Source organism: Camelimonas fluminis (assembly GCF_014656355.1).
In the GTDB taxonomy this organism is placed as follows: domain Bacteria; phylum Pseudomonadota; class Alphaproteobacteria; order Rhizobiales; family Beijerinckiaceae; genus Camelimonas; species Camelimonas fluminis.
In genome coordinates this window covers 13,949-25,239 of the sequence record NZ_BNCG01000019.1, presented here as the reverse complement: position 1 = coordinate 25,239, position 11,291 = coordinate 13,949, and the positions used below count along the sequence as shown (strand labels likewise).

The 11,291-nt window shown below is 64.9% G+C and carries 11 protein-coding genes; 4 read left to right on the top strand and 7 right to left on the bottom strand.

The window, feature by feature from the left end:
• Window positions 1–241: 241 nt before the first annotated feature.
• Both IE243_RS16720 and IE243_RS16715 read left to right on the top strand, forming a co-directional pair.
• The gene (locus tag IE243_RS16720; RefSeq protein ID WP_191320540.1) at window positions 242–451 is read left to right on the top strand and encodes a NepR family anti-sigma factor; all 210 of its coding nucleotides are present in this window, start codon (window positions 242–244) and stop codon (window positions 449–451) included.
• Window positions 452–1,049: 598 nt separating this feature from the next.
• The gene (locus IE243_RS16715; protein ID WP_191320539.1) at window positions 1,050–1,487 is read left to right on the top strand and encodes a hypothetical protein; all 438 of its coding nucleotides are present in this window, start codon (window positions 1,050–1,052) and stop codon (window positions 1,485–1,487) included.
• A 323-nt stretch (window positions 1,488–1,810) separates the two neighbouring features.
• Here IE243_RS16715 and IE243_RS16710 read toward each other — a convergent pair whose 3' ends face one another.
• On the bottom strand, window positions 1,811–2,020 hold the full coding sequence (locus tag IE243_RS16710; RefSeq protein WP_191320538.1) for a hypervirulence associated TUDOR domain-containing protein: 210 nt from the start codon (window positions 2,018–2,020) through the stop codon (window positions 1,811–1,813).
• Window positions 2,021–2,299: 279 nt separating this feature from the next.
• Between IE243_RS16710 and IE243_RS16705 the strand changes: the two genes are divergently transcribed.
• On the top strand, window positions 2,300–2,713 hold the full coding sequence (locus IE243_RS16705; protein WP_191320537.1) for a hypothetical protein: 414 nt from the start codon (window positions 2,300–2,302) through the stop codon (window positions 2,711–2,713).
• 72 nt (window positions 2,714–2,785) lie between these two features.
• On the opposite strand, the gene IE243_RS16700 is transcribed toward IE243_RS16705, so the two are convergent.
• The 6 genes from IE243_RS16700 to IE243_RS16675 all read right to left on the bottom strand — a co-directional run bounded on the left by IE243_RS16700 (window position 2,786) and on the right by IE243_RS16675 (window position 9,014).
• Entirely contained in the window at window positions 2,786–4,423 is a 1,638-nt protein-coding gene (locus IE243_RS16700; protein ID WP_191320536.1) for an inorganic phosphate transporter, read from the bottom strand.
• 303 nt (window positions 4,424–4,726) lie between these two features.
• On the bottom strand, window positions 4,727–5,326 hold the full coding sequence (locus tag IE243_RS16695; RefSeq protein ID WP_191320535.1) for a hypothetical protein: 600 nt from the start codon (window positions 5,324–5,326) through the stop codon (window positions 4,727–4,729).
• 27 nt (window positions 5,327–5,353) lie between these two features.
• Window positions 5,354–5,707: a hypothetical protein gene (locus tag IE243_RS16690; RefSeq protein WP_191320534.1), complete on the bottom strand. Its 354-nt coding sequence runs from the start codon at window positions 5,705–5,707 to the stop codon at window positions 5,354–5,356.
• A gap of 68 nt (window positions 5,708–5,775) precedes the next feature.
• Window positions 5,776–7,494 carry a SulP family inorganic anion transporter gene (locus tag IE243_RS16685; protein WP_191320533.1) on the bottom strand — a complete coding sequence of 573 codons (1,719 nt, stop codon included), beginning with the start codon at window positions 7,492–7,494 and terminating at the stop codon, window positions 5,776–5,778.
• A gap of 82 nt (window positions 7,495–7,576) precedes the next feature.
• On the bottom strand, window positions 7,577–8,809 hold the full coding sequence (locus IE243_RS16680) for an HlyD family secretion protein (protein WP_191320532.1): 1,233 nt from the start codon (window positions 8,807–8,809) through the stop codon (window positions 7,577–7,579).
• Window positions 8,802–9,014, bottom strand: coding sequence for a hypothetical protein (locus IE243_RS16675; RefSeq protein ID WP_191320584.1), 213 nt, complete (start codon window positions 9,012–9,014; stop codon window positions 8,802–8,804). Before IE243_RS16675 ends, IE243_RS16680 begins: the two co-directional genes overlap by 8 nt.
• A 495-nt stretch (window positions 9,015–9,509) precedes the next feature.
• Here IE243_RS16675 and IE243_RS16670 point away from each other — a divergent pair, with 495 nt between their 5' ends.
• The gene (locus IE243_RS16670) at window positions 9,510–11,174 is read left to right on the top strand and encodes a Na/Pi cotransporter family protein (RefSeq protein WP_191320531.1); all 1,665 of its coding nucleotides are present in this window, start codon (window positions 9,510–9,512) and stop codon (window positions 11,172–11,174) included.
• Window positions 11,175–11,291 lie beyond the last annotated feature (117 nt).

Below are 11,291 nucleotides of genomic sequence, written 5' to 3'. Positions count from 1 at the left end.
GGATTTGTACCCAACGATAACCGCCGCGAGGTCGAGAAGTTCCAGTTTTTTTGGAACAAATTGGCGGGGAGGGGGTTTTACGCAGAATGGGCATGAACGCCGGGTCGGCGGATGCGGCAAGATTTTGGCAGGGCCATCAGGGCTTTCGCGGCGAATTGATCCTCGGGTTTATGACGCGGATCGCGACAGGACAACACATCATGATTTTGGCAAATGGGCGCGCCCGGGAGGTTCGGGCGCAATGAACTGCTGGCGAATTGATCAGAGCGGGGGCGCCGCCGGTTGGGGCGGCGAGGATACGGTCCGACTGTCGAATGGGGTTACAGATGCGGCTATCGCCGCGGTGAACCAGGCGATTGGCTCGCAACTTCGCGCCGTGTACGGCGACGTGGTGCGCTGTCCGCTGCCCGACCGGCTTCAGGCGCTGCTGGAGAAGCTGGACAACGCCTGACGCCAGGGCGTGCGGATGCTTCGCACCCACAGCCTGCAAAGCTCAGGCGCTTGGGGAGCCTGAGCAGAATTCGACGGGTCTCGTCGGGTGCTGGGATGAGGGCCTGTCTGGACACGCCCGACAGGTTGATCCAACGGCTGATTGGCGGCCCGCCGCGCCTGCCCTGGCGGCGCCAGCAGATGCTGGCGGTTGCGCATGACCGGGCGGGTCACGCTGGTCAGGCCGGTGCGGAGCGGGATGCGCCAGCATCTTCGCGACCTTTATCGCGCCGGGCGCCGGTCAGGCCGCCGGTTGTCCTCATGTTTTTTGACGAACCCGCGATGGCGGCGGCGACGCGTTTGTCGGGAAAGTCGCCTTTGCCCGACTTGTTGAACCTGCGCCAGGCGCTTGTGATCTTTCAGGGAATGCATCCCGGGAGCGCCGGCGGCGCCAGGCCTTTGCCGACCGTGCAGCAGGGACACGGAACGGGACGGCTCGCCGGCGTGGATTCAGCGTGCGTCAACGGTGGCTGCGCCTTGACCGCCTCCCGGAACAGGCGCAGCTTTGCAGCGGTTCAGCAGGTTTTACCTGCCAGCGTATTCCCAGACAGGAGCTACACATGCAGCAGTTACAGAAGCGTGTTGGTCAAACTCCCCTGCGTGGCCTTCTGGCTGGACGAGCAGGACTCGCGCTCGCAGCCGTTGCCGGAGCAATCACGCTATCTGCCTGTCAGACAAAGGCTCCGGCGCCGACGGGCAACCTGCTGACGGCCGCCGGGTTCACCGCGAAAGTTGCGGATACCCCGGCCCGGCAGGCCAAACTGGCGGCCATTCCGGCCGGCCGGCTGATTGCCAAGCAGGTCAAGGGCAAGACCGTATACGTCTACGCTGATCCAAAGGGCTGCAACTGCGTCTATGTCGGCGATGAGACTGCCTATCAGAGTTTCCGGCAGCTGGGTCGCAACCGCGCGCTTCCTTCCGACCAGGCGCTGGTCGCTGAAATGAATTCAGAAAACAGCTGGGACTTCAATTCGATTGGCCCGGGACCGAACTGGTAAGGGCCGAACGGGTAACCTGACGGAGGTTGAGCCGACCCGGCTTCCGGGAAAGATTGCGGAGGGCGCAAGCGATTGCAAACCCCGTCCAGCCCGCACCACGGGACCGGGCGGCGCGCCCTTCGTCGCTCATACGCCGGACCTTGCTGATGAGGCTCTGCCAGAATTGCCTGGCGCGCCATCTGCGGCGACGCGCTGGTCCACGATAGCGCCTCGGGAAAGTCTGTAGCGCACGCGCTGTCACAGACGGGTCCCGCACGAAGCTCCTGTTGCGCGTCGCTGCTGTTGCGCGTCGCTCCTTGCCCGGATCTCAAGCGCCAGCCGGTTCAGACGCGCCTGAGAGCGCTGCCCTTGTGGGCGGCGACATGGTCGGTTTTGTCGCTCTTGATCTCGTATTGAGGGTCATCAGCCGACGCGTGGCGCCGGCGCCCCTTGTAGTCGAAGTCAGACGTGTGAATCCTGATGATCGTGCCGGAGACGCACCCGGCCTCCGAATTCCATGTGACATGATCGCCGACGCCAAACTGCGTTTTCATCTCACAGCCCTCCGTCTTCACATCCAGGCCTGTCTGGCCGTCTGGCCTGCCCGGACAGTCTCTCATGGTAGCGCCGGACTGGCCGGCGGTCGCGGCGACAGATCATCGGCAAATTGAGCTGCGCCCAGTCGCATATGTCGCTTGCGGCGTTGCGAATTTGTCTTCTAACATCAACCCGGGGCAGGGGCGCGATCCGCGGGCTATGGTCAGTTGCGCGGGATGGTTTGACAACCGGGCCCGGACCAGATGAGTTCGCCATTCTGACAGGGGGCCGTGGTCATGATCTCAAGGATCAATCGTCTGGCGGGCGGGGCCCTGCTGTTTCTGGCGGCCGGCGTTTGTCCGACCTTCGCGGGGGATTTCGCGCAACTTCAGGGCGCCTGGGTTGAAAGCGGCGCGCCGTGCAAGGACGTCTTTGTCCGGAAGGGCAATGGTTTTGCCTTCAGGCAACCGGTCAACCCCTTCAGGCCCGCCCTGCTTATTTCGGGCTCCACCATTCAGGGGCCCGCCTCGACCTGTCGGATTGTCAGTCACCGCACCATGGGGGAGCGCCACGTTCTGGCGTTGAACTGCGCCACCAGCGTCGCCGGTGGGGAGACCGGGCTGGTGCTGGGTGGTGAGGGCGATCGCCTTAATCAGTATCCCATGGCCAATGACAAAATCGGTCAGGGCTACGATCGCTGCAAGCCCTGATCCGGATGCAATGACCCATCGGCCAGGGCCAGAGCCAAGGCCTGGCGAGGCGGGTCGCGGGCCTGTTCAGGATCAAAAAATCTGGCGAAAAATGGCGTACAGCGCGCCGGAAAGCAGGATGGCGCAAGGCAGGGTCAACACCCAGGCCATCAGCAGATTGCGGATGGTCGCGATTTGCAGTCCCGAGCGGTTCGCCGCCATGGTTCCGGCGACGCCTGACGACAGCACATGGGTCGTGGAAACCGGCAGGCCATAGACGTCCGCCGCAAAGATCGTGCCGGCGGCGACCAGCTCAGCCGAGGCGCCCTGAGCGTAGGTCAGGTGCGATTTGCCAATCCGCTCGCCCACGGTGACGACGATGCGCTTCCAGCCCACCATGGTGCCGAGGCCAAGGGCAAGCGCGACTGCGATCTTCACCCACAGTGGAATGAAGCGGGTGGCGGCGTCCACCTCTGTCTTGAAGGCCTTGAGTTTCCCGGCCTGCGCCGGGGTGAGGCCGCTCTTGTGGTCCTTTGTCAGGAGGCGGATCGCCTCTGACACCAGGTAAAGGTCATTGCGGATGTTGCGAACCGAAGCTGCCGGCGTCTTGCCGATGGCGCCGACCCTGGACGCCTGGGTTAAAATGTCATTCACCAGCGCCGCCAGCGCCGGGTAGGTGGTTTCGCTGATGGTGCGGGTGGCGATGTATTGCGACACGGCGGGACGCGGATCGCCGGGCGCGCCATGACTTTCCAGCGCGCTGTGGTGCGAGGCCCTGACGGAAAGGACCTGCGCCGCGTCATGCGCGGCGGCGGTGAAGGCAGCGACATGGTTGGGCGCTGGCGAGCGGTTCAGGGCGTAGGCGGTTGGCACGGCGCCGATCAGGATCAGCATGATGAGACCCATGCCCTTCTGACCGTCGTTGGAGCCGTGGGCGAAGGAAACGCCGGTGCAGGTGGCGATCAGCGCGCCGCGGATCCACCACGGCGGCGGCTGGTTGCCCCTCGGCTCGGCGTACAGCTCCGGCTTGCGCACGAGCCATTTCAGCACCAGCAGCAGCAACGCCGCCATGCAAAAGCCGAACAGGGGCGACAGCAGCAGCGACCAGCCGATCTCCGTGGCCTTGGACCAGTCAACGCCTGATGTCCCGCCATGACCGTTGAACAGCGAATTGGCGATGCCGACGCCAATGATCGAGCCAATCAGTGTGTGTGAACTGGAGGCGGGTAGGCCGAGCGCCCAGGTGCCGAGGTTCCAGATAATCGCCGCGATGAGCAGGGCGAACACCATGGCGAAACCAGCGCCTGTCCCCGCCTGGAGGATCAGCTCGACCGGCAGCAGCGCAATGACGCCAAACGCCACCGCCCCGCTGGAGAGCAGGACGCCGAGGAAATTGAAGACGCCTGACCATATCACGGCGACGTTGGCGGGCAGCGCGTTGGTGTAGATGACCGTGGCGACCGCATTCGCCGTATCGTGGAAGCCGTTGACGAATTCAAAGCCGAGCGCGATCAGCAGGGCCAGGACAAGCAGGGCAAATGGCGCCAGCGCGATGGCGGGCGCGTCCGCCGCGATGACGTCGCTATAGAGGCTGAACGCAGCGTAAGCGAGGCCCGCCCCGAGGAGCCCGACGAATCCGGCTAACGCGGCGAAACTGGTTTTGCGCTCACGACGGCCCCCCGTTTCCGGGGAAGACGCTGGACGCGATAGCATGAGTGTGGTGTCAGCCATGGTCGCACTGGAGATATCGCGTCAGCCGGCGTCTGGCCGACGCCGTCATTCAGCTGTCACATGACAAGCGGAGGCCCTTTTGGCAAGCTCCGGCGGGATCGAAATTCCGTTTACGTCAACTGGCGCCAGTTCTGCAGCCAGAAACCCGCCTGTGGATCCGTGCGTTGCTGACAAGGTCGGCGTCGTCGCGCGAGCTGACGTTGCGGCAGGCCCCATTGACGCGCCATCTGCGGTGACGCCGCAGTCAGCGGGCCGGCCGGGGGAAGGACTCCCCCCCGGCGCAGCGTTCGGGTCAGAGGGATATCACCGGCGATCGGTAAGAACGAACTCGTTGGCTTCCGCATAGTTAAGGACGATCAGTGAGCCCTTCTTCACTTTTTTAAGCGCGGCAAGGACCTCAGGGTCCACCACCTTGATCGTGCCGGGGCCTTGGGGTCCGCTAAAGCTCACCACGCCGTTGGCGGCGTCGAGACCATCGAACCTGGCGGTGACGGTCATTTTCCGCACGACCCACCGGGCAGGAAGATTATCGAATGTTCCGGTGTCGCTGGACGTCGTGGAAACGACGCTCGGCTTCGCTCCGCGCTTCGCTGGAGCGACCGAGACGAGGGCTCCCTGAACACGGTTGATCTGCAGCCGGTCGCGCACGCGGATATTGGTGAGGGGGCCAAACTCCTGCGGCAGCGTGAGATCCCACTGATGCCCCTTGCTCTCAACGCGCACCGTCCGGGACGGGATATCAATGGCCAGGATCCTGACGTTCATGTTCTGGATGTCGACGGCGCCCACGCCGCGCACATTCATCCCCTGGGCGGCAAAGGCCGGCGTCGTGTAGCCGTGCACGCCACCAAAAAGAGGAATGGCGACGAGCGATGCAAGTACAGCGTTGCGTAATGCAGACATGTTGAGGCTCCTTGGTTGACGTTAATCTCATGGGTGGAGTAGCTGCATGTGTGCCGAATTGTGTAGTTTGGAAATTATAGAGTAGCAACTCCGCAATGAACTGTTTCCAGTTTGTGTTTTATCAATACGTATCTTGGGGTAGTTTTCGGGAAAATTTGCTGGGTTGATCTTGTTCACCGGGTCTGCCGCCTCCTTCCTGTTCTTCCGTGCGGGCGTGCGACTGGCGATGCGCAGGTCGTTCACCGCCTGACTCACCGTCGCAAGCGGGCTGATGGCCTCGTCGGCGCCCAGATCTGTTTCGAAGGACCGGTCGGCCGTCATCGTGGGGAGGACGCCCCGTGGCTTCCGCAACGGCTGCGCGGCGAAACTGATCCCCGTCATGGCTTCCCCTCCGGTCCAGGGCGTTTCGGGCGCCTCGGGCTGCCCGCGCCAGATGCCGATTGATCGCGTCATCCAGGGGGTGTGGGCGCTCGCGCCACGCCTTCTGGTTGCCGAAAGGCGGTCGGGGCCGGATCCAGCCCCCGCACGGCGTCCTCCAGATCATCGAAGGCGACGGTCGCCTCTGGTCCGTCAAAGAAACCGGCGCGCTCCAGAATCTCTTTGGGCTCCTTGTGCAACTCGGCGATCGCCAGCGTCATTCCCGCCGCCCGCAGGTCAACGCGCCATTGCAGCAGCATCGTCGCCGCCGTGGAATCGATCTGGGCAATGGCGCCGGCATCAAAAACAAATCGCCTGGTCCCGGGCGGCGCGGCGCTGGCAACGCTGTCGAGCCGGGCGCGGATATAGTCGGCGTTGAAGAAAAGAATGCTGCCCTGAACCATGAACAGGATCATCCCGTCCGGTGGCGCCGCGTCCCCGGCGCGGTGGAGCTTGTAAAAGCCGGGACGGCCGGGAACGCGCCCCAGCAGGGCGTCCCGGGGCCGCATTTCCTTGAGAAGCACGTAGAGCAGGGTGCCCGCGATGGCGATGACGACGCCGCTGAGGACGCCGAGGCTGATCGCCCCCCACATGCTGATGAGGGCGAACCCAAATTCCATGCGGCTGATCCGCCAGGTTTCGCGAAGGCCCTGGAGATCGATCAGGCTCAACGCGGCGAAAGCGAGAATTGCGCCCAGCGCCGCGTTCGGCAGGACGCGCAGCGCGTCGTTCAGAAAAAGCAGCAACACTGTCAGGGTGATGGCGGCGATCAGGCCAGCCAGTTGCGAGCGTCCGCCGGTGGCGAGATTGATCGCAGTGCGCGAATCCGAGATCGTGACAGGGAAGCCGCTGAACGTTCCGGCGAAGATATTGGCCGCGCCCAGCCCGGTCAGCTCCCGGTCGGCGTCCACGCTGAACCCGTCCTTCGCGCCAAAACTGCGCGCCGCGACAAGGCCGGAGCTGACCCCCACCAGCCAGATCGCCGCCGCTCCAAGCAGAAGCTCCCGCAGCGGCAGGCTGGTGATGGATGGAAGCGCCGGCGCGGGCAGCCCGCCCGGCAGGCTGCCGATGACTTTCATGCCCCGGTGCTCAAGATCGAACAGCGCCGACGCCACCACAGCCACAAGCACGACGATGACGGGGCCCGGCACCGGAGAGCGAAGCCGCGCCGCCACGACAAGCAGCGCGAACATGCCGGCGCCAAACATGACGCTGAGCCAGTGGATGTCGCCTGCCTTGCGGATGATCTCAAGGACCGGCGCCACCAGCCCGTCGGATTCGATGCGAACGCCGGTGAAGCGGCTGATCTGACCGACCAGGATCGAGATCGAAATGCCGCTGATGAAACCGATCAGGATCGGGCGCGACAGGAAGGAAGCGACGACGCCAAGCCGGAGCCAGCGCGCGATGATGCAGAAGACGCCGACAATCAGCGCCAGCGCCGCCGCCGCCGCCACCCGGTCCGCCATGTTGGCCAGGGGCAGCGTTGCGAGCGTGGCGGCGAGCACGGTCATGGTGGCGGCGTCGGGGCCAACCACGAGCTTTCGCGACGGACCAAACAACGCGTAGCCAACGAGCGACAGAATGCAGGCGTAAAGGCCGGTTTCGGCTGGAAGGCCCGCGATCGCCGGGTAGGCGATCGCGCTTGGAATTGAAACCGCGGCGATGGCGAAGCCTGAGGTGAGATCCAGACGCAGCCATTCAGGTTTGTAGGGGAGCAAACCCCTCGCAACTGCCAACATCCGAGTCATGCCCGTCATTCCGGTTGCGGGGGGGCCCGGAGCCCGGGACCCGATGTCATGCGGCCGACCCGGACCTTGCTTCGCGGCGATCCTAGTGGCCGCTGAAGACAAGTGTCCGGATGGGGAGGACAAGCGCCTGGATGCGCAGCAGCAGGGCGTGCACGAGACCGACGGCGTCAACGGCGTGGAGCGCGATCTTGCGGCCCGTCGACAGTTTGCCCGAGGCAATCAGGTCGTGGTTGTTCGAATAGGCGTTGGCGATGCAACTGCTGCCCGGCGTCACCCCGTCAAGCCCGCCCGGATAAAGCGGCTGAAGGTACGCCAGCAGTGTTCCTGGCCTGTTGACCTGCTGGGCGTCCAGGAGCTGCTCGCCGCCCCGCACCTGGCCGGCGGCGATGAAATCCTGAACTTCGATCACCACCATGGGGATCACTTCCCAAGGTTTTGACATGCAGGTGGCCTCAGCCACCATGCCTGGCTTCATCACCTGGGCCTCGATCTGCGAGAAGCCGGCCTGCATGGTGTTGCGCCCCGCCTCATCGGGGATGAGGACGCCTGCTGGCCGCATGAAGGGATTGACGATGTCGCCGACGCGCAGGGTGAACTGCTCGACGCGACCGTTGACGCCAGCCCGGACAACCGTCCGGTCCAGGTCGGCCTGCGCCTGCACCAGGGCGGATTCAGCGCTCGCCTTCTCCGCGGGAAGCTGGGTTGTCAGCCGCGTCTCGGCCGCGGCGCGCGTGGCCTGCGCGGCGGTGAGCGCGGCCTCCCGGCCCGCCACCAGATTCACCAGCCGCTCGATCTCCCGACGGGCTACGATGTCATCGTTCCGCCGCCGCAGCTCCTGCTTGGTTTCCAGTTCGTCAAGCGCCTGCTTGTGAGCGCTTTTTGCCTCAAGAATCCGGCTGTCGTCGGTGGCGATTTCAGCCCGGGCGACGCTGATCGCTGCATCGGCCTCGGCGACCTTGCGCCGGGCGGATTCGACGGCGGCTTCCTGCCTGGAGCTGTCGAGCCTGAAAATCGGCGCCCCCTTGGCGACAGGGCCGCTGACGCCGACATAAATCTGCGCGACGCGCCCATTGATCTCCGGCACGATCGGCACGGTGCGGAACATCAGCGTGACGTTCGTCGTCGACGGATGGTTATAGAAGATGACCGTGATCAGGCCGATCGTGAGGATCAGGCAGGAAACGATTCCCCACCTCAGCTCGAACCATACGGAATAGAAGGTAATTTCCTTGCCAAAACGCTTGCCCTGCCGGTAGCGCCGGTACAGGTAATCCGGGAAAATTGTCAGCAGGGAGCAGAACAGAAGCTCAAGCATGGCCGCCCTCCGCCGCGCCGGACGCCGCCTGTTTGCCGACCTCGGCGCCGCCTGCGTCAGGGCTGGCCGGCGCCGCGGGATCACTCTCCGGCGACGGCGTTCCGGCGAGGCGCTCAAGCGCATTCGCCATCCGGCCGAACAGGCCAGAGAAATCCGGAATGTCAATCAGGGCGAGCAACAGGCCGTCTTCATATATCGCTGTCAATGGAATCTTGAAGGGTTTTGCCCCATAAAGATGGGGGAATGCGTGTTTCCTGCGCCCCTTTGGGGCGCCGCCGGGCGTCATTCAACCTGACGAATGATCCCTGGAGCGCAACGCGGCAAGCCAGGGCGCCGCGATCACGTCGGGCCGGCGCAAGGCTTTGCGCGTCAAGGCGTTGTTTGGAATGAGGTCATGGCCCCAGCTGGAAGCCCTTCACGCGCAGGTCATGGGCGCGTTGCCAGGCGACCGCCTGACCTGGCGAGCCGGAAGCGCGGGGCTGGTCCGACGGCGACAGTGCGGCCGCAAAGTCCGCCTTGATTTACAAACATGTCAGAGAGGAAAATGCGGATCGCGGAACGGGTTGACCAGCATCCGGCAGATCAGGGACGCAGGTCCTGTTCTGGCCCTGGATCGCGGTAAAGCAGCGGACCGGGGCATTTTCGCAGGCCGCATGGCGCGGAAACATCCAGGTTGGCCGGGACGGGTGGAAAGGCGCACATGTCGACACTCATTGTCATTCTAGGCGGCGTCGGGCTGTTTCTGCTTGGCATGACCGTCATGACCGATGGTCTCAAGGCTCTTGCGGGCTCCTCGCTGCGGACCGTGCTTGGCAAGGCGGCGGCGACGCCGGTCTCCGGCGCCTTCTGGGGCGCGGTCATTACCCTGCTGGTGCAGTCGTCCAGCGCCGTGACGATGACGACCATCGGCCTGGTCAACGCCGGCCTGCTGACCTTTCCCCAGGGGCTTGGTCTGGTGTTCGGCGCCAATGTCGGCACCACGGGCACCGGCTGGCTGGTGGCGTTGATCGGCGTGCGGGTGTCGTTGTCCGCCTACGCGCTGCCGCTGATTTTTGTGGGCGCGCTGACGCGGCTGCTGGCCAGCGGGCGGGTTGCGGCGAGCGGCGGCGCCCTCGCGGGTTTTGCCCTGGTGCTTTACGGCCTCACCACGCTTCAACAGGGCATGGGCGGCCTTGCCGAAAGCCTGCACCCTTCCGATCTGCCGGCTGTGTTGGGAATGCCGGGGGTGAGCTGGTTGTCCGGCATGGGCGGACTGATGATCCTGATCCTTGTCGGTCTGGCCATGACCGCGGTGATGCAATCGTCAACCGCCGCCATCGCCGTGACCATCTCCGCCTTTTTCGCCGGCGCGGTGAGCCTCGAGCAGGGCGCGGCCCTGATCATTGGCCAGAACATAGGCACGGCGACGAGTTCGGCTCTTGCCGCCATTGGGGCCAGCGTCACCGCCAAACGCCTGGCCCTCGCCTATGTGCTGTTCAAGCTGATTGCGGCGCTCATCGCCATCGTCGCCTTTCCGCTGACCACGCGACTGATGCAGGGGCTGTCGTCGACCCTCGACGGCACGACCCTGCTTGCCGCCTATCACACCGCCTACAACGTTATCGGCGTCGCCGTGCTTCTGCCGGCCACCCAATGGTTCACCCGGGTCGTCTCCCGGATGTTGCCCTCCCGGGAAACGGCCCTGGAGCGTGCGCTTGACCCAAGCGCGCTCGCCAGCGCGGTGATCGCGGTGGAGACGGCGCGGCGGGTTGTGGCCGACGTTCTGAAAACAGCGGCGGCTTCAGCGTCAGTGGCCTTTGCCGGAGGCAGGAGCACACCCGAAACAGGGACGGCCGCCGCCACGCTTGAAAAGGTGTGGACGTTCCTCTCCGGCCTGAAGGAGGCGCCGGCAAGCGCGGAGGAGCGGTTGCGTTTGACCAGCACGTTGCATGCGCTCGACCATGCCATGCGCCTGATCGAGGTGCTTGAGGGGGAGCGGCCGGGCGGCGTTCCGGCGGGTTCGCGGGAGGGCGCCGCCGTTGCGCTCTGCGATGCGACGTTGCGCGACGCCCAGACCATTGCCGGGGCGATCGCCACGGAAACCGCGCTTAGCGGCCAGGCCGCGCCGATTGGCTGGACCCCGTCGGCCACGGAAGACGCGACGCTGGCCAGGATGGCCGCCGCCGCGAAGCAACTGGAGGAGATGCAACGTGGATTGCGCGCTGACGTGCTCGCGGCCGTGGCGTCAGGCAATCTTGCTGCTTCAGAAGCATTCACGCGCATCGAAATGACGCGCCGGCTGGATCAGATCGCCAGGCATGCGTGGCGCACCGCGGCTCATTTGCTCGGCCAGGGTGGACCGGGGGGCGATCACAAAAGCGCCTGACAGGAAACAAAGGCGGACGCGGGGGATAATCCCGTCGCTGGATCGGCCCAGGCCATGGCGCGGCCGGCCGGATCTCAAGTTCAGCCCTTGGGTCAATTTGGCGCGGCCCAATTCTGG